Consider the following 18,215-nt stretch of genomic DNA (forward strand, 5'->3'; position numbering starts at 1 on the left):
TCCAGTTCTACCTGTCATTGCGAGCCAACGGTCGCGCGAACGCGCGTCCGATGACAGGCTCCCCGAACCAATCCATCCCTCCGCCCACGCGGAGCGATGGATTGCTTCGTCGCTTCGCTCCTCGCAATGACGGAGAGCAAAGCGCCGGCCTCAGCGCAACACAAATCCCTCGTAGCCGCGCTGCGCGACCTGCGCGATGCGATGGCGATAGCCCTGGCCGACATACGGCATGAACACCCGCGGCTTGCCGGCTATGTTGGCGCCCTGGTACCAGGAATTGGCCTTCGGATAGAGCGTGCGGCTGGCGGCATCCGCGACATGCGCCATCCAGGCCCGCTCGGCCTCGCGTTCCGGCTCGATCCGCGTCTGTCCGTTGGCCCGCATGCCGCCGAGGCATGCCGCGATCCACTCGACATGGTTCTCGCAGGCGTGGATCACATTACCAATAACTGATGGGCTACCCGGGCCGGTCACGATGAAGAGGTTCGGAAAGCCCGACACCATCAGGCCGAGATAGGCGCTGGGACCATCGGCCCAGGCCTCCTTCAAGCTCGCGCCGTCGCGGCCGCGGATCTGCATCGCGGCGAGTGCCCCGGTCATCGCGTCATAGCCGGTCGCCAGCACCAGCGCATCGAGCGCAAAGGATCGCGTCGCGGTCTCGACGCCGGTCTCGGTGACCGTCGTCAGCGGCTCCGCGCGCAGATCGACCAGCTCGACATGCGGCAGATTGTAGGTCGCGAAGTACCCGGTATCGATGCAGATCCGCTTGACGCCGAGCGGATAGTCCTTCGGCGACAGCGCTGCCGCCGTCGTCGCATCGTTGACGATGCCGCGGATCTTGTCGCGCACGAAGTCGCAGGCGACATCGTTGACGGCCTCATCTGTCAGGATGTTCGGGAACGCGGTCAGAATGCCGCCGCCGCCCTGCTCCCAAAGCTGTTCGTAGCGCGCCCATTGCACGTCGCGCTCCGGCACCGGCGCCTCGAATGCATTTGCAGGCACGCGCCCGAACTCCGGCGTCTCGAGGCTTTCGCGATATTTCGCGATCAAGGGTTCGGCGGCGGCGATATCGGCGTCGGAAAGCGGCGCGTTCCGCGCCGGCACCGAGTAGTTCGGCGTGCGTTGGAATACGGTCAGGCGGCTGGCCGCCTTGGCGACCATCGGGATCGTCTGCACGCCGGATGAGCCGGTGCCGATCACGGCGACACGCAAGCCGGAAAAGTCGACCTCCTCATGCGGCCACTGCCCGGTGTGATAGACCGGCCCGCCGAAGCGCTCGAGCCCGGGCAGCCTCGGCTTGTTGGGCACCGAGAGATTGCCGGTCGCCATCACGCAGGTCGACGCGACGATGCAATCGCCGCGATCGGTGCGGACGGTCCAGCTCTCGCCGGCCTCGTCCCAATCCGCGCTGGTCACACGCGTATCGAAGCGGATCAGGGAGCGCAGCTCGAAACGGTCGGCGACGCGCTGCGCGTAGCGCAGGATCTCGGGCTGGGTGGCGTATTTCTCGCTCCAGCGCCATTCCTGCCACAGCTCTTCCGACCAGGTGTAGGAATAGAACAGGCTCGGAATGTCGCAGCGCGCACCGGGATAGCGATTCCAGTACCAGGTGCCGCCGACGTCGGACGCCGCCTCGATGCCGATCACCTTCAGCCCGAGCTCGCGCAACCGGTAGATCGCATACAGCCCGCCGAAACCGGCCCCGACCACGACCGCATCGCATTCGGCGACCAACGGCGGCCTCGCGCCATGGTCCGGGCTCATCTGCTCCAGTCTGCTCATTTGTCACATCTCTCCGGCCGCAGGAATATTGCCATCGGTGGGAACACGCGCTATGTCTGAGAACGTTTCCAGACGGGAAGCGCATACGATAATTGTCGCCGGGCGTCAACGCGCCGGCCATCCGGCCCACGGACGCAACAAGGCGATCAGCGAACAATCAGGGAGTGAATGAGGGATGCTGGAGAGAATTTGTCTTCGCGCGTGCGTGGCGGTCGCGGCAACGATCGGCGCGCTGTCGCCGGCGCTCGCGCAGAAGAATTACGGCCCGGGGGTCTCGGACACCGAGATCAAGATCGGCAACATCATGCCCTATAGCGGACCTGCGTCCGCCTACGGCGCGATCGGCCGCACCGAGGCGGCCTATTTCAAGATGATCAACGACCAGGGCGGCATCAACGGACGCAAGGTCGACTTCATCAGCTATGACGACGGCTTCTCGCCGCCGAAATCGGTCGAGCAGGCGCGCAAGCTGATCGAGGGCGACGAGGTGCTGCTGGTGTTCCAACCGCTCGGCACCGCGCCGAATGTCGCGATCCAGAAATACCTGAACGGCAAGAAGGTCCCTCATCTCTTCATCGCATCGGGCGCGACGCGGTTCGGCGATCCGAAGAACTTTGCCTGGACCATGGGCTGGCAGCCGAACTACCAAAGCGAGGGGCGGATCTACGCCAAATACATCCTGGACAAATTCCCGAACGGCAAGATCGCGGTGCTCTGGCAGAACGACGATGCCGGCAAGGATGCGCTCAAGGGGCTGCGTGACGGCCTTGGCGACAAGGCCGGCAGCATGATCGTCGCCGACAAATCCTATGAGCTCACCGATCCGACGCTTGATTCGCAGATCGTGGCATTGCGCGCCTCCGGCGCCGACATCCTGTTCACCTGGGCGGCGCCGAAGGGTGCGGCGCAGACCATCAAGAAGGTCGCCGAGCTCGGCTGGAAGCCGACCTTCTTCCTGACCTCGACCGCAACCTCGGTCGCCTCGGTGATGCGCGCCGCCGGCATCGAGCATTCGCAAGGCATTATCTCAGTCTCTTATCTGAAGGATCCGACCGACACGATCTGGGCCAATGACGCCGAGACCAAGGAGTGGCGGTCCTTCATGGACAAGTACATGCCCGACGGCGACAAGACCAACGGCAATCACGTCTACGGCTACGCCGCCGCGCAAACGCTTGCGCAAGTGCTCAAGCAATGCGGCGACGATCTGACGCGCGAGAACGTGATGAAGCAGGCCGCCAGCCTGAAGGACTTTGCGCCGAAGATGATCCTGCCCGGGATCAGGATCAACACCAGCGCGACCGACTTCCGTCCGATCGAGCAGTCGCAGCTGATGCGGTTCGAAGGCGAAAGCTGGACGCTGTTCGGCAACGTCATCACCGGCGAGGTCGGCAGCGAATAATTTCTTTTGGCGTCATCCGGTCGGCCACGCGAACGCGCGGTGCAGGAATGCCGGCACTGTGACCCACCGGCCCCGCAACACATTCAATGTCGTCCCTGCGAAAGCGGGGACCCATAACCACCGATCGCTATTGCTTCACGATACCGGAACGAAGAGTCCCGTTCACCACAATCGCCGCGGAGTATGGGTCCTGGCTTTCGCCAGGACGACGCGCGTGAAGAGTTGTGCATTCATTCCGCCGTCATCGTCAGGACCGCCTGCTGTGCCGCATGCCAGCTTTCTTCGTCGGGCGCGCAAAGCAGGCCGCCGGTCAGATTGACCGGCTTGTAGGGTGAGCCGTCGAAATGCGCGCTGTAGCCGCCGGCCTCGCGATGCAACAGCCAGCCCGCCGCGTGATCCCACGGCATCAGCTTGTTGTAGAACAGCAGATGGCAATGCCCGGACGCCGCCATGCGGTATTCATGCGCGGCGCATCTGAGCCAGGCGCTGACGCCAAGCTTGGACAGGTTGCCGGCGACGATCGGACGCAGCGCCTCAGGCAGGAAGTTGACGCCGATCACCGCTTCCATCTGCTTGATCGGCACCGCGGGCGCCACCTTCAGGCCATGCCGGCTGCCATCAGGCATCTCGAGCCATGCGCCCTCACCGCGCAGCGCGTACGCGGTGTCGTTGCAGACAGGATCATGGATCGCGCCGAACACGATCTCGCCGCGCATCGTCGCAGCCACCATGGTGCCGAACAGCGGCAGGCTCGAGGTGAAATTCCGCGTACCGTCGATCGGATCTATGATGAAAGCGAGCTCCGCGGTTCCGACCTGATCGAGCGCGGACGGATCGCGCGCCGTGCCCTCCTCCCCGATCACGACCGCATTCGGAAACGCCCGCAGCAGCGCTGCCGAGATCGCCTGCTCGGCGAGTTCGTCGGCTTCAGTGACGACGTCGAACGCCGACGTCTTGGTGCGAACCTCGATGTCACGGACGCGACGAAACCGCGGCATGATCTCGGCACGGCCGACTTCAGCAAGGATGTTTCCGATGGTCAGCGCATCGGCATGGGACAGTTTCACGCGGCATTCTCCTGCGTTGCGCAGGCATCATATCGCGAAATCATGACCGTGCGGCAATCACCGGCGCTGGTTGTAGACATCGATGCAGACGGCGCCGAGCAGGACGAGCCCCTTGATCACCTGCTGGTAGTCGATGCCGATGCCGAGGATCGACATGCCGTTGTTCATCACGCCCATGATCATGGCGCCGACCACGGCGCCGCCGACCCGGCCGACACCGCCATAGGCCGAGGCGCCGCCGATGAAGCAGGCGGCGATCACGTCGAGCTCGAAGCCGAGGCCGGCCTTCGGCGTCGCAGTATTGAGCCGCGCCGCGAACACCAGCCCGGCGAGCGCCGCCAGCACGCCCATATTGACGAAGGTGAAGAAGGTCAGCCGCTCGGTCTTGACGCCCGAGAGCTTCGCGGCCTTGGCATTGCCGCCCACCGCATAGATCTGCCGGCCGATCACCGTCCGCCGCGTGACGAAGCCGTAGGCCGCGATCAGCACTGTCATGATGACCAGCACGTTCGGCAGGCCGCGATGCGAGGCGATCAGATAGGTGAAATAGAGCACCGCTCCCGCCAGCGCGATGCTCTTGGCGACGAAGAACGCGTAGGGCTCGACCTCGATGCCGTGCGACTGCTCGCGCGCCCGCCCCCTTGCGCTCGCCAGCACCAGCGCGAATGCCAGCACAACACCGATCAGCAGCGAGGTCGGATAGAGCGTGCCGGCGCTCGGAAACAGCTCGGGAATGAAGCCCGACGACAGCTTCTGGAAGGTCGGCGGAAACGGTCCGACTGACCGCCCCTGCAGCACCGCGAGCGCAAGGCCCTTGAACACCAGCATGCCCGCCAGGGTCACGATGAAGGACGGAATCTTGAAATAGGCGACCCAATAGCCCTGCGCGGCGCCGATCGCGGCACCGATCAAGAGACAGGCGATGAATGCGATCGGGTAGTCGACATGGTAGGTCACCATCAGCACCGCCGCGACCGCGCCGACGAATCCCGCGACCGAGCCGACCGACAGGTCGATATGCCCGGTCACGATCACCAGCAGCATGCCGAGCGCCATGATCACGATGTAGCTGTTCTGCAGCACGAGATTGGTAAGATTGACCGGCTGCAACAGCGTGCCGTCGGTCACGATCTGGAAGAACAGCATGATCGCGAGCAGCGACAGCAGCATGCCGTAATTGCGCAGATTGTTCTTGATGAAGCCGGAGTGCTTGGGGGTCTCGGGAAGTGACACCGTCTTGTCGGTCATCGCGCTCCTCCCGCCACCCGCACGGCATCGTCATGCACGCCGCTCCCGGACATCCTGACATTGCGCATGATGGCGCGCATGATCTTCTCCTGCGTCGCGTCGTCCTTGGCAAACTCGCCGACGAAGGCGCCGTCATTCATCACGCAGATCCGGTCGCAGATGCCGAGCAGTTCCGGCATCTCCGACGAGATCACCACGACGCCCTTGCCGGCCTCGGCGAGCTCGTTGATGATACAGTAGATCTCGTACTTCGCCCCGACGTCGATGCCGCGGGTCGGCTCGTCGAGCAGCAGCACCTGCGAATCGGTCATCAGCCATTTCGATAGCACCACCTTCTGCTGGTTGCCGCCCGAGAGCTGCCCGGCCTCCTGATAGACGTCGGAACAGCGGATCCGCATCCGGTTGCGGTAATCGCTCGCGGCCTTCAGCTCGACGACATCGTCGATCACGCCGCGATCGGCGACCTGGCGTAGGCTCGCCAGCGTCACGTTCTTGCGGACGTCGTCGGCGAGGATCAACCCGAGCTGCTTGCGGTCCTCGGTGACATAGGCAAGGCCGGCATCGATCGCGGCGGGCACGCTTGCAAGGCTCGCCTCGCGACCGTCAAGGCTGATCCTGCCGGTGATGTTGTAGCCCCAGGCCTTGCCGAACAGGCTCATCGCGAACTCGGTGCGGCCGGCGCCCATCAGGCCGGCGATGCCGACCACCTCGCCACGGCGCACCGTGAAGTCGACGTTCTTGATCACCTGCCGGGCGGTGTGCAGCGGATGATACACCGACCAGTTCTCGACCGTCATCACGGGATCGCCGATCGCAACCTGCCGCTCCGGAAAACGATGCGCGAGATCGCGGTTGACCATGCTGCGGATGATCCGGTCCTCGTCGACCGCTTCGGTCCGGCAATCGATGCTGTCCACGGTACGGCCGTCGCGCAGCACCGTGATGCGGTCGGCAACGCGTGCGACTTCGTTCAGCTTGTGCGAGATCAGGATCGAGGCGATGCCCTGCGCGCGGAACGCCAGCAACCGGTCGAGCAGCGCGGCGCTGTCGGCCTCGTTGAGGCTCGCGGTCGGCTCGTCGAGGATCAGGAGGCGCACCTTCTTCGACAGCGCCTTCGCGATCTCGACCAGTTGCTGCTTGCCGACGCCGAGATCGGTGACCAGGGTGTCCGGCGATTCCCGCAGGCCAACTTGCGCCAGCAGCTCTGCGGTCCGCCGGTACACCGCATCGCGGTCAATCACCCCGTACCGCGACGGCGCGCGCGACAGAAAGACATTCTCGGCGATCGACATCAGCGGGATCAGCGCCAGCTCCTGGTGGATGATGATGATCCCCAGTTCCTCGGAATCGTTGATGTCGCGGAACCGGCGCTCCTTGCCGTCGAACAGGATCGATCCCTCATAGCTGCCGGCGGGATAGACCCCGCTCAGCACCTTCATCAGGGTCGACTTGCCGGCGCCGTTCTCGCCGACCAGAGCGTGGATCTGGCCGGCTTCCACCGTAAAGCTGACGTCGCGCAACGCCTGCACGCCGGCAAAGCTCTTGCTGACGTCACGCATCTCAAGCATCGCCGTCATCGGATCATGTCTCGCAGCGTCGATCGGCCTCGGCGGGGTGCGTCCGGCTCACCCGCCTCAGTCGAATTGCGAACGCTTATAGTAGCCGCTGTCAATCAGGACTTTCTCCCAATTGGTCTTGTCCACCACGACCGGCCTGAGCAGATAGGACGGAACCACCTTGACCCCGTTGTTGTAGGTCTTGGTGTCGTTGACGGTGACCTCCTTCTTGCTCAAGACGGCATCGACCATGTCGGCGGTGACCTTTGCGAGATCGCGGGTGTCCTTGAAGATGGTCGAGTATTGCTCGCCGCGCAGCATCGCCTTGATCGACGGCACCTCGGCATCCTGGCCGCTGATATACGGCATCGGCTGGTCCTTGCTGCCGTAGCCGACCCCCTTCAGCGAGGAGATGATGCCGATCGAAAGGCCGTCATAGGGCGACAGCACCGCATCGACCCGCTTCTTGCCGTAGAAGGCGCTGAGCAGATTGTCCATCCGCGCCTGCGCGGTGGCGCCGTCCCAGCGCAGGGTCGCGACCTTGTCCATGCCCATCTGGCCGCTGGCCACCACCAGCTTGCCGCTGTCGATGTACGGCTTCAGCACGGACATCGCGCCGTCGTAGAAGAAATAGGCGTTGTTGTCGTCGGGCGAGCCGCCGAACAGCTCGATGTTGAAGGGCCCCTTGCCGTCCTTCAGGCCGAGCGCATTCACGATCGAGCTCGCCTGCAGCACACCGACCTGGAAATTGTCGAAGGTCGCGTAGTAGTCGACGTTCGGTGTATCCCGGATCAAGCGGTCATAGGCGATGACAGTGATGCCCTGCGCCTTGGCCTGCTTCAGCGCGTCAGACAGCGTGGTGCCGTCGATCGCCGCGATGACCAGCACCTTGGAGCCCTTGGTCACCATGTTCTCGACCTGGGAAAGCTGGTTCGGGATGTCGTCGTCGGCATATTGCAGATCGGTGCCGTAACCGCGCTCCTTCAGCACCTTGACCATGTTGTTGCCGTCGTCGATCCAGCGCGCCGAGGACTTGGTCGGCATCGCGATGCCGATGGTCGGCTTGCTCTGGGCGAGCGCGTCCGGTGCCGCCGCGGCGAGACCTGCCAGCGCCAATGCGATCAACGAGACCTTCAATCTGAACATGCGTCACTCCCTTGGCTTTTTTGAGTTGGGTACCGTTGTTTTGGACAGTGTCAATCGACGGCTATCATTGGTTGGTCACAGATCTACGGCGATGTCGGATCGGCGCCAGTGCCGTCACGAACCGAAATCGCGGAATGTCGCTCAAGCCCGTCAACAGCGCCATGCTCACTCCGCACGATCAACCATATCGATCCTACAATGCCGGGATCAGCCGCAAGTCATGCGGTGAGACGAACGAGCGGTCCGAATGACGTGAAGGATCATGAGGCGCGGTCCCCCGAAATTGCTGGCACGCACCGACGCCCCCAGAACCTCCTCTGGTGGCTTGGCACTGCTCCTGGCAACCTTTGGTGGATGGTGCCCCGACCTGTCTCGCGGAAGCAAGCACAATTTATTCATCAGCTGAATAAATTTACCCAGACGCCGAGGATCATGAGGCGCGTTCCCCCAGAACTGCTGTCGTCCGATACCGACCACCACAATTTCTGATGGTTCGGCACGGCTTCTGGCTGAAGGTGCCCCCACTATTCTATAGATGCAAGGTCAATTTATTTAATCGCACGAATAAATTATTCGGAACTGCGGCCCGACGGCGGCAGTGGTCATCAGTCGTCGAAGGCGCGGATGCGCTCCTTGCCGTCGGCGACGCGAAGCAGCCTTCCATAGGTGACCTGGTCCCAGAACACGTCGAGGCCGGCCGCGGCGAACGCATCGTTGAAGGCGCGGCGATGCACCTCCTCGGTCTCGGCGAGCGTGCCGTCGACATCGAAGATCAAGGCGCGCGCCCGCGATGATGTCGCTCATTCCGGCAGTCCGGATCGCTGCGAGGGCCGGGTTCATCGCCCCTCGCCCGCCTCCACGGCGCCCTTTGCGAACACGCGGCTCGCCAGCACGTCGCCGGCCTCGATCGACATCACGTCGTCGGCCGTGAGCGTGCGGTCGAGCTTGGCCACGATCCGGTTGGCCTGACGCAGCCTGATGCGGTCGAGCGCGTTGCGGATCGAGCGCGCATTGGAGAACAGCGGCTGCTCCTTGCGGATGCCGATGTACCGGGTAAAGGCCTCGCGGGCTTCCGGCGAGAAACGATAGTTCTGCTGCTGCAACATCAGCTCGGCGATCCACAGCAGTTCGCCATCCGAATAATCCGGGAAGTCGATGTGATGTGCGATGCGCGACCGGAACCCCGGATTGCTCTGGAAGAACTTCTCCATGCGGTCGCCATAGCCGGCCAGAATCACCACCAGATCCTCGCGCTGCGCTTCCATGACCTGCAGCAGGATCTCGATCGCCTCTTGCCCGTAGTCGCGCTCGTTCTCGGGACGATAGAGGTAATACGCCTCGTCGATGAACAGCACGCCGCCCATCGCCTTCTTCAAGATCTCCTTCGTCTTCGGCGCGGTATGGCCGATATATTGCCCGACGAGGTCATCGCGCGTGACGCTGATGACGTGGCCGCGGCGCACGAAGCCGAGCTTGTGCAGGATGCCGGCCATCCGCAGTGCGACCGTGGTCTTGCCGGTGCCGGGATTGCCGGTGAACGACATGTGCAGGGTCGGGAAGGTCGTCGCCAGCGCCATCTTCCGCCTGATGCGTTCGACCAGCAGCAGCGATGCGATCTCCCGGATGCGGGTCTTCACCGGCTTCAAGCCGATCAATTCGGAATCGAGCTGGTCGAGCACGTCGCCTATGCCGAGGTCGGCGAATTCATGTCGCAGGTCGATGCTCTCGGGCGGCGTCTCGCGGATTTGTTCCTGCACCTGGGTCATCATCCTCTCGCTTCAAGAAAAGCTCCGTCGTCGCAGCGGACGACGACGGAGAAGTGCATCCGGGCCAGACGGTCGAGGGAGCAACCCGCCTGGCTTGCCAACCGGACGCGGTCACTGATCGGCGTAGCGTTCGCCCTCCGGGCGGACCGCCGCATAGGAATGGGTCGCGTATTGCAGGTTACGGCCGGCGGCCTCCTGGCGGTCGAGCCGGAAGCCGGGCTCCTCGCGCGGGCGGTTGACGATGAAGGACAGCCGCACCGACTCCCAGCCATGGCTGGAATCGAAGCCGGAGATCCGGATGTAGCGGTTGTCATAGACCCGCCGGCAATCGGCGAGCTCCTTCATGACGCCGGCCGCATCGCGCAGGTCGAACATCGGCAGGCCCCACATGTCCCAATAGGTGTTGCGGGGATGCGGGTCGTCGGTGAACTCGATGTTCACCGCCCAGCCCTTGTCGAGGCAGTATTGCACCTGCGCTACGATCTGCTCGTCGGTGAGATCCGGCAGGAACGAGAAACAGCCTTGGGTCACGCGCATGAAAAACTCCTGTCAGACCGCCATGCTCGGCGTGGGAACGAAATCGGGGGCGTCCGTCGACTCGTAGTTGAAGGTGACGTCCTTCCAGACGTCGAGCGCCTCGCGCAGCGGCGTGCAGGTCTGCGCCGCCTTGGCCAGGATCTCCGGCCCTTCATGGACGTAGTCGCGCCCCTCGTTGCGGGCGAGGATCATCGCCTCCAGCGCGACGCGGTTGGCGGTGGCGCCGGCCTGGATGCCGCGCGGATGGCCGATGGTGCCGCCGCCGAATTGCAGCACGACGTCCTCGCCGAGCAAGTCGAGCAGCTGGTGCATCTGGCCGGCATGAATGCCGCCGGAGGCGACCGGCATCAGCTTGTTGAGGCTCGCCCAGTTCTGATCGAAGAACACGCCGTGCTCGAGCTGCATCGGATTGAAGTCCTCGCGGCAGATGTCGTAGTAGCCGCGCGTGGTGTTCGGGTCGCCCTCGAGCTTGCCGACCACGGTGCCGGCATGGATGTGGTCGACCCCGGCGAGCCGCATCCATTTCGCGATCACCCGGAACGAGACGCCGTGGCTGCGCTGCCGCGTGTAGGTCGAGTGGCCGGCGCGATGCAGATGCAGGATCATGTTGTTCCTGCGCGCCCACTTCGCCATCGACTGGATCGCGGTGTAGCCGATCACGAGGTCGATCATGACGATGTTGGAGCCGAGCTCATGGGCGAACTCGGCGCGCTCATACATGTCCTCCATGGTCGCCGCGGTGACGTTGAGGTAGGTACCCTTGATCTCGCCGGTCGCGGCCTGCGCGCGGTTGACCGCCTCCATGCAGTACAGGAAGCGCTCGCGCCAATGCATGAAGGGCTGCGAGTTGATGTTCTCGTCGTCCTTGGTGAAGTCGAGCCCGCCCTTCAACGCCTCGTAGACGACGCGGCCGTAATTGCGGCCGGACAGACCGAGCTTCGGCTTCACGGTGGCGCCGAGCAAGGGACGGCCGAACTTGTCGAGCCGCTCGCGCTCCACCACGATGCCAGTCGCAGGTCCCTGGAAGGTCTTCACATAGGCGGTCGGCAGCCGCATGTCCTCGAGCCGCAATGCCTTGAGCGGCTTGAAGCCGAACACATTGCCGATGATCGATGCGGTCAGGTTCGAGATCGAGCCCGGCTCGAACAGATCGAGGTCGTAGGCGATATAGGCGAAGTAGCTGCCCGGGGAATTCGGTACCGGATCGACGCGATAGCACTTCGCCCGGTACTTCTCCGCAGCGGTCAGCCGGTCGGTCCACACCACGGTCCAGGTCGCGGTCGAAGATTCGCCGGCCACCGCAGCACAAGCTTCGGTCGGATCGACGCCATCCTGCGGTGTGACGCGGAACAGCGCGATGACGTCGGTGTCCTTGGGCTCGTAGTTCGGCTCCCAGTAGCCCATCCGCTTGTATTCCATCACGCCGGACTTGTAGCGATCCTTGCCGCGCACGGTGATCGACTGCTGCATGTTCATCTCATTCTCCTGTCTTTCGCCGGCCAATTGCTCAGGCGGCCTGGGTCATGTTTCCAATCTGCGGATCGAGCGCGCCGGCGCGGTAGCGTCGGGCCATCTCCGGCAGGCCAATCACCTTGATCCCCGCGGCATTGCCCGCGGTGCCGAATTGCTCGAAGCGGTCGCGGCAGAGTTCGCGCAGCGCATCCATCGCGGGCTTCAGGAACTTGCGCGGATCGAACTCGCTCTTCGACTGCACGGCGACCTTGCGGAAGGCCGCGGCCATCGCCAGCCGGCAATCGGTGTCGATGTTGACCTTGCGCACGCCGTGCTTGATGCCGCGCACGATCTCCTCGACCGGCACGCCCCAGGTCTGCGGCATCTCGCCGCCGAACCGGTTGAACACGTCCTGCAGCGCCTGCGGCACCGAGGACGAGCCGTGCATCACCAGATGCGTATTGGGCAGCCGGGTGTGGATCTCCTCGACCACGCGCATCGCCAAAATCTCGCCGTCCGGCTTGCGCGTGAATTTGTAGGCGCCGTGCGAGGTGCCCATCGCGATCGCGAGCGCATCGACCTTGGTGGCGCGGACGAAATCGACCACCTGGTCGGGGTCGGTGAGCAACTGGTCGTGGCTGATCTTGCCTTCGACGCCGTGACCGTCCTCCTGCTCGCCGCCGCCATGCTCGAGCGAGCCGAGCACGCCGAGCTCGCCTTCGACCGACGCGCCGACCCAGTGCGCCATATCGACCACGCGGCGGGTGATGTCGACATTATAGTCATAGTCGGCTGCGGTCTTGGCGTCGGCCTTGAGCGAGCCGTCCATCATCACCGAGGTGAAGCCGTAGCGGATCGCGGTGGCGCAGGTCGCCTCTTCATTGCCGTGATCGAGATGCAGGCAGAGCGGGATCTGCGGATACATCTCCTCCAGCGCATCGATCATCTTCGCCAGCATGATGTCGTTGGCATAGGACCGCGCGCCGCGCGACGCCTGGATGATGACCGGCGCATCGCAGGCGGCCGCCGCCTCCATGATCGCGAGGCCCTGCTCCATGTTGTTGATGTTGAAGGCCGGCACGCCGTAGCCGCGCTCCGCGGCGTGGTCCAGCAATTGCCTCAGGGTGATCCGCGCCATCGTGGCGTCCTCCTTTCAATTCGCCCGTTGGATGAGCTGTTTTGCGGTTGCGGCGACTGCCGTAGGCGTGATGCCGAACTCGCGGTAGAGCACGTCGGCCGGCGCGGACGCGCCGAAGCCGGTCATGCCCACGAACGCACCGTCGTCGCCGAGCCAGCGCGCCCAGTCGCCTTCGACGGCGGCTTCGACGCCGACGCGCGGCGCGCTGCCCAGGACTCTTGCGCGATAGTCGCTCGGCTGCTGGCGGAACAGGTCGAAGCACGGAGCCGAGACGACCGCGGCCTGCATTCCCCCTTCCGCCAGCAGCCTTGCGGCTTCGAGCGCGATCGCCACCTCCGAACCCGTTGCAATCAGGGTGACGTCACGCGCGAAGGACGGCTCGACCAGAACGTAGGCGCCGAGCGCGACCTGGTTGTCCCTACTGCCGTCGCGGATCGTCGGCAGCGCCTGCCGCGACAGGCAGAGGATCGACGGCGAGGTCTCCGCCTTCAGCGCGCAGTCCCAGGCTTCCGCGGTCTCAACCGCGTCGGCCGGACGAAACACCAGCACATTCGGGATCGCGCGCAGCGCGGCGAGATGCTCGACCGGCTGATGCGTCGGCCCGTCCTCGCCGAGCCCGATCGAGTCATGGGTCATCACATGGATGACGCGGATCCCCATCAGCGCCGCGAGGCGGATCGCCGGCCGGCTGTAATCGGCGAAGCACAGGAAGGTGCCGCCATAGGGAATGAAGCCACCATGCAGCGCGATGCCGTTCATCGCCGCCGCCATGCCGTGCTCGCGGATGCCATAGTGGATGTAGCTGCCGTCGAGCATATCCTGCCGCACCGGAACCTGCGACTTCGCCTGCGTCAGGTTGGAGTGTGTGAGGTCAGCCGAGCCGCCGAGCAGGTTCGGCAAGGCTTGCGCGATCACATCGATGACCTGCTGCGAGGCCTGCCGCGTCGCGAGTTTCGGCCGCTCGGTCGCAAAGCGCTCGACGAGCGCGGCCATCGCCTTGGTATAGGCGCAGGGCAGTTTCCGGTTCAGCGCGTCGTGGAACGGCGACCGTTCACCCTTGCAGGCGGCACGCGAACGTTCGATCCAGGCGCGCCGCGCGTCGCGGCCACGGCCGCCGAGCTCGCGCCACTCGGCCAGCACGGCATCGGGAACCTCGAAGGCCAGATACGGCCAGCGCAGCGCGCTGCGGGTCTTCGCCGCCTCGTCGGTGCCGAGCGGCGCGCCATGCACCTTCTCGCTGCCCTGCCGGTTCGGCGCACCGAACCCGATCACGGTCCGGCACGCGATCAGCGAGGGACGATCGCTCGCCCGGGCCTGCCTGATCGCCGCCGTGATCGCCTGCGGATCGTGGCCGTCGAGGCGGCAGACGTTCCAGCCGCTGGCCGCAAACCGCGCCGCCTGGTCGTCCGAGCACGACAGCGAGGTCGCACCATCGATCGAGATCCGGTTGTCATCGAACAGCACGATCAGGCGATTGAGCCGCAAATGGCCGGCGAGCGAGATCGCCTCATGGCTGAGGCCCTCCATCAGGCAACCATCGCCGGCAATCACATAGGTATAGTGGTCGACCAGATCGTCGCCGAAGCGGGCGTTCATCAGGCGCTCGGCGAGCGCCATGCCGACCGCGGTCGCGATACCCTGCCCGAGCGGCCCGGTCGTGGTCTCGACACCAGGCGTATGGCCATACTCCGGATGCCCCGGGGTCTGCGATCCCCACTGCCGGAACGCCTTGAGCTGATCGAGCGTCATGCTCTCGTAGCCGGTGAGGTAAAGCAGCGCGTAGAGCAGCATCGAGCCGTGACCGGCCGACAGCACGAAGCGGTCGCGATCGGGCCAGGCCGGATCGGCGGGATCGAACTTCAGGAAGTCGGTGAACAGCACGGTCGCGACATCGGCCATGCCCATCGGCATGCCGGGATGGCCGGACTTCGCCTGCTCCACCGCGTCGATGGCGAGGAAGCGGATGGCGTTGGCCATCTCGTCGTGGCTGATTTCCGGGCGGCTCGCAACGGACGCAAGTGCGGTCGTCATATCGTGCGCCTCTTTCGTTCGATCAGTTGCAGGATCAGGGGGGTCAGGATCAGCTGCATCGCGAGGTCGAGCTTGGCGCCGTGCACCACGATCGAGTTGGCGCGCGACATGAAGCTTCCGGGGATCATCGAGAGCAGATAGGGAAAATCGATGCCGCGCGGGTTCTTCAGCCGGATCACGACCATCGATTCATCAGGGGTCGGGATCCAGCGCGCGATGAACGGGTTCGAGGTGTCGACCGTCGGCACGCGCTGGAAGTTGATGTCGGTCTCGGTGAATTGCGGGCAGATGTAGTTCACGTAGTCCGGCATCCGGCGCAGGATGGTGTCGGTCACCGCCTCGGTCGAATAGCCGCGGTGGCTGCGGTCGCGGTGCAGCTTCTGGATCCATTCGAGATTGATGACCGGCACGACGCCGATCTTGAGGTCCGCGTGCTGCGCGACGTTCACCTTGTCGGTGACCACGGCGCCATGCAGGCCCTCGTAGAACAAGAGGTCCGAATTCTCCGGCAGCGCGTCCCACGCGGTGAAGGTGCCGGGCTTGGCGCCGTAGAGCCGCGATTCCTCCTCGTCATGCACATAGTGCCGCGTCGTTCCGGTGCCGGTCTCGGCATAGTCGCGGAACAGCCTCTCCAGCTCCTCGAACAGATTGGTGTCGGGGCTGAAATGGCTGAAGTGCTTGTTGCCGCGCTCCGCCTTCTCCACCATCATGCTGCGCATCTCGACGCGGTCGTAGCGGTGGAACGCATCACCCTCGATATAGGCCGCGACCACGTTCTCGCGGCGGAAGATGTTCTCGAACGTCTTCTTCACCGAGGTGGTGCCGGCGCCCGACGAGCCGGTGATCGAGATGATGGGGTGCCTGCGAGACATGGGCTCCCCCTTCAGCGGAACAGGCCGCGCCGCGCGAACAGCGGGGCATCGCTGCTCTCGAACAACGGCTCGACGGTCAGGTGGATCGCATCGACGGCGCGCACGGCGCGCGCCGATCCCATGATCAGCGGCACGCGCTGATGCGGCGTGCGTGCCGAGAGTTCGAGAATGCGCGAGCGGCCGCTCGACGCCGCGCCGCCAGCCCACTCCATGATCAGCGCGATCGGATGCGCTTCATACAGCAGGCGCAACCGGCCTTCGCGGTAACCCTGGCGCGCATCCGCCGGATACAGGAACACGCCGCCGCGCATCAGGATGCGGTAGGCTTCCGCCACCAGCGAGCCGATCCAGCGCATGTTGAAGTCCTGCCCGTGCTCGCCGTTCACGCCGGCCAGGCACTCGTCGATGTAATTGCGCACCTGGCCGCTCCAGTGCCGCCGGTTCGAGACATTGATGGCGAATTCCGGCGTGTCCTGCGGCACCCGCAGATCGCGCGCCGTCAGCACGAACTCGCCGGTCCGCGGATCCAGCGTGAAACGGTCGACGCGCCGGTCCAGCGCCAGCACGAGCACCGTCTGCGGACCATAGATGAAGCAGCCGGCGGCGCACTGCGCCGTGCCGGGCTCGAAGAAGGTCGAGATGATGTCGTTGCCCTTCGGCCGGATCGAGAAGATCGTGCCGATCGAGATATTGTTTTCGAGATTGGCCGAGCCATCGAGCGGATCGATCGCGACACAGAGCGGCGCATCCGGATCGAGTGTCTCCGGCAGCTCCGCCTCCTCCGACAGCACCGCGGCGACCGGCGCGGTGCGCAGCGCGTCGCGCATCAGGCGGTCGGCGACGATGTCGATGGTCTTCTGGCGATCGCCGTCGGGATTGACGCCGCCGCTCTCGCCGACGATGCCGGCGAGCGGCCCGGCGGCAATGATGCGCGACAGCTCGAGCGCGGCACCGGCCAGCGCCTCGATCGCCGCAACGGTCGCGGCGCGCAACGGATTATGCTGCGTCGGCCACTCCAGATGGGCATGCAATGCTGGACGAATTTCCACCGGCCTCTCCCTATGATCGCGCCCTCTGTCCCGAGGCTTCGAGAGGCGATCTCAGGGGAGTCGCCTTCGCCGTATCAACGTGCGAATTGCCCAATTAGGGAAATTTTATTATCTTTGGTCCGAGCAAAGTATTTCTTATGGAGCTGGGCATGGCCGGCAACTTCACGCGAGATCTCACCATTCGCCAGCTGCGCGCATTGTCCACCGTGCACGAGGCAGGCTCGATCACGTCGGCGGCCAACCGCCTCAACCTGACGCAACCCGCGGTGACGCTGCAGCTTCGCAACCTGCAAACGCTCGCGGGGCTGCCGTTGATCCAGCGTACCGGCGACGGCATGGCGCTGACGGATGCCGGCGCGCATGTGCTGACGCTGGTCGAGCGGGTCGAGGCGGCGCTGAAGGATTGCGAGCAATCGCTCGACATGATCGCCGGCCGCAGCGGCGGCCGCGTCGCGCTGGGCGCGGTCTCGACCGCGAAGTATTTCGTGCCGTTTGCGATCGCCGCGTTCTCGCGTCGCTTTCCCAAGATCGAGGTAACGCTGCGGATCGGCAACCGCGAGGAAATCCGCGACGCGCTGCGCGGCTACGACCTCGACATCGCCGTGATGGGCCGGCCGCCGGCCGATGTCGAGGTCGAGATGAAGCCGCTCGGCCGCCATCCGCACTTCATCATCGCGGCGCCCGATCACCGGCTGGCGCGGCGGCGCCACGTCTCACCGCCGGAGCTCGCCAATGAAACCTTCATCACCCGCGAGCAGGGATCCGGCACGCGGATGCTGATGCAGCAATATTTCGAGCGGGTCGGGCTGGAGCCGAAGCTCGGCATGGCGATGGACAGCAACGAGACCATCAAGCAGGCGGTGATGGCCAGGCTCGGCATCGCCTTCATCTCACAGCACACCGTGTTCCACGAGCTGGAGGACGGTCGGCTGGTGGTGCTCAAGGTGAAGGGCCTGCCGATCGTCCGGCAGTGGCATGCGATCCGGCGCACCGACAAGATCCTGCTGCCGCCCGCACAGGCGATGCTGGACTTCCTCGGCAAGGAGGGCTGGCGCTACCTGCCGAATTCGCACTAGCCCCGATGCATGCGCGATCGAGAAAATCGAGCCGGTACCGTATGTTAACCATTGAAGTTCCGGCAAACGCGTGCCACATCTTGGGTGCGGTCA

14 protein-coding genes and 1 pseudogene are annotated in these 18,215 nt (G+C 64.6%); 2 read left to right on the forward strand and 13 right to left on the reverse strand.

The genetic code is table 11. The annotated features are described in order from the left end of the window. Window positions 1-150 precede the first annotated feature (150 nt). Window positions 151-1,782, reverse strand: coding sequence for a flavin-containing monooxygenase (locus tag ACTUWL_RS03625; RefSeq protein WP_021082124.1), 1,632 nt, complete (start codon window positions 1,780-1,782; stop codon window positions 151-153). Between the two features lie 175 nt (window positions 1,783-1,957). Here ACTUWL_RS03625 and ACTUWL_RS03630 point away from each other — a divergent pair, with 175 nt between their 5' ends. Then, window positions 1,958-3,184, forward strand: a complete 1,227-nt coding sequence (locus ACTUWL_RS03630) for an ABC transporter substrate-binding protein (RefSeq protein WP_021082123.1) — start codon at window positions 1,958-1,960, stop codon at window positions 3,182-3,184. Between the two features lie 230 nt (window positions 3,185-3,414). On the opposite strand, the gene ACTUWL_RS03635 is transcribed toward ACTUWL_RS03630, so the two are convergent. From ACTUWL_RS03635 to ACTUWL_RS03690, 12 genes and pseudogenes are all read right to left on the reverse strand, one after another. After that, window positions 3,415-4,251, reverse strand: coding sequence for an inositol monophosphatase family protein (locus tag ACTUWL_RS03635; RefSeq protein WP_021082122.1), 837 nt, complete (start codon window positions 4,249-4,251; stop codon window positions 3,415-3,417). 57 nt (window positions 4,252-4,308) lie between these two features. Beyond that, on the reverse strand, window positions 4,309-5,499 hold the full coding sequence (mmsB, locus tag ACTUWL_RS03640) for a multiple monosaccharide ABC transporter permease (protein WP_021082121.1): 1,191 nt from the start codon (window positions 5,497-5,499) through the stop codon (window positions 4,309-4,311). After that, window positions 5,496-7,076 carry a multiple monosaccharide ABC transporter ATP-binding protein gene (mmsA, locus tag ACTUWL_RS03645; RefSeq protein WP_021082120.1) on the reverse strand — a complete coding sequence of 527 codons (1,581 nt, stop codon included), beginning with the start codon at window positions 7,074-7,076 and terminating at the stop codon, window positions 5,496-5,498. The genes mmsB and mmsA overlap by 4 nt, the downstream gene beginning before the upstream one ends. 57 nt (window positions 7,077-7,133) lie before the next feature. After that, window positions 7,134-8,201, reverse strand: a complete 1,068-nt coding sequence (chvE, locus tag ACTUWL_RS03650) for a multiple monosaccharide ABC transporter substrate-binding protein (protein WP_021082119.1) — start codon at window positions 8,199-8,201, stop codon at window positions 7,134-7,136. Window positions 8,202-8,812: 611 nt separating this feature from the next. After that, a pseudogene (locus ACTUWL_RS03655) lies at window positions 8,813-8,977 on the reverse strand (HAD family hydrolase); the annotation flags it as partial. Window positions 8,978-9,037: 60 nt separating this feature from the next. After that, a complete protein-coding gene (cbbX, locus tag ACTUWL_RS03660; protein ID WP_021082117.1) occupies window positions 9,038-9,967 on the reverse strand; it encodes a CbbX protein in 930 nt (309 codons plus the stop codon). A 111-nt stretch (window positions 9,968-10,078) separates the two neighbouring features. Further along, on the reverse strand, window positions 10,079-10,504 hold the full coding sequence (locus ACTUWL_RS03665) for a ribulose bisphosphate carboxylase small subunit (RefSeq protein ID WP_021082116.1): 426 nt from the start codon (window positions 10,502-10,504) through the stop codon (window positions 10,079-10,081). Between the two features lie 12 nt (window positions 10,505-10,516). Further along, on the reverse strand, window positions 10,517-11,974 hold the full coding sequence (locus ACTUWL_RS03670; protein WP_035653486.1) for a form I ribulose bisphosphate carboxylase large subunit: 1,458 nt from the start codon (window positions 11,972-11,974) through the stop codon (window positions 10,517-10,519). A 37-nt stretch (window positions 11,975-12,011) separates the two neighbouring features. Beyond that, window positions 12,012-13,094, reverse strand: a complete 1,083-nt coding sequence (gene fba, locus ACTUWL_RS03675; RefSeq protein ID WP_021082114.1) for a class II fructose-bisphosphate aldolase — start codon at window positions 13,092-13,094, stop codon at window positions 12,012-12,014. A gap of 15 nt (window positions 13,095-13,109) precedes the next feature. After that, on the reverse strand, window positions 13,110-15,125 hold the full coding sequence (tkt, locus tag ACTUWL_RS03680; protein ID WP_021082113.1) for a transketolase: 2,016 nt from the start codon (window positions 15,123-15,125) through the stop codon (window positions 13,110-13,112). Beyond that, entirely contained in the window at window positions 15,122-15,997 is an 876-nt protein-coding gene (locus tag ACTUWL_RS03685) for a phosphoribulokinase (RefSeq protein WP_021082112.1), read from the reverse strand. Before ACTUWL_RS03685 ends, tkt begins: the two co-directional genes overlap by 4 nt. 11 nt (window positions 15,998-16,008) lie before the next feature. Then, window positions 16,009-17,040, reverse strand: a complete 1,032-nt coding sequence (locus tag ACTUWL_RS03690; protein WP_373012043.1) for a class 1 fructose-bisphosphatase — start codon at window positions 17,038-17,040, stop codon at window positions 16,009-16,011. A 155-nt stretch (window positions 17,041-17,195) separates the two neighbouring features. Between ACTUWL_RS03690 and ACTUWL_RS03695 the strand changes: the two genes are divergently transcribed. Next, window positions 17,196-18,122, forward strand: a complete 927-nt coding sequence (locus tag ACTUWL_RS03695) for a LysR family transcriptional regulator (protein ID WP_021082110.1) — start codon at window positions 17,196-17,198, stop codon at window positions 18,120-18,122. Window positions 18,123-18,215: the final 93 nt, after the last annotated feature.

The organism is Bradyrhizobium sp. WCU1 (assembly GCF_053474805.1).

Bases quoted from the DNA above. Each gene is read 5' to 3' on its own strand.
- ACTUWL_RS03625 (WP_021082124.1), bottom strand. From the start codon at position 1,782: ATGAGCAGACTGGAGCAGATGAGCCCGGACCATGGCGCGAGGCCGCCG.
- ACTUWL_RS03630 (WP_021082123.1), top strand. From the start codon at position 1,958: ATGCTGGAGAGAATTTGTCTTCGCGCGTGCGTGGCGGTCGCGGCAACG.
- mmsB (WP_021082121.1), bottom strand. From the start codon at position 5,499: ATGACCGACAAGACGGTGTCACTTCCCGAGACCCCCAAGCACTCCGGC.
- mmsA (WP_021082120.1), bottom strand. From the start codon at position 7,076: ATGACGGCGATGCTTGAGATGCGTGACGTCAGCAAGAGCTTTGCCGGC.
- chvE (WP_021082119.1), bottom strand. From the start codon at position 8,201: ATGTTCAGATTGAAGGTCTCGTTGATCGCATTGGCGCTGGCAGGTCTC.
- cbbX (WP_021082117.1), bottom strand. From the start codon at position 9,967: ATGACCCAGGTGCAGGAACAAATCCGCGAGACGCCGCCCGAGAGCATC.
- ACTUWL_RS03665 (WP_021082116.1), bottom strand. From the start codon at position 10,504: ATGCGCGTGACCCAAGGCTGTTTCTCGTTCCTGCCGGATCTCACCGAC.
- ACTUWL_RS03670 (WP_035653486.1), bottom strand. From the start codon at position 11,974: ATGCAGCAGTCGATCACCGTGCGCGGCAAGGATCGCTACAAGTCCGGC.
- fba (WP_021082114.1), bottom strand. From the start codon at position 13,094: ATGGCGCGGATCACCCTGAGGCAATTGCTGGACCACGCCGCGGAGCGC.
- tkt (WP_021082113.1), bottom strand. From the start codon at position 15,125: ATGACGACCGCACTTGCGTCCGTTGCGAGCCGCCCGGAAATCAGCCAC.
- ACTUWL_RS03685 (WP_021082112.1), bottom strand. From the start codon at position 15,997: ATGTCTCGCAGGCACCCCATCATCTCGATCACCGGCTCGTCGGGCGCC.
- ACTUWL_RS03695 (WP_021082110.1), top strand. From the start codon at position 17,196: ATGGCCGGCAACTTCACGCGAGATCTCACCATTCGCCAGCTGCGCGCA.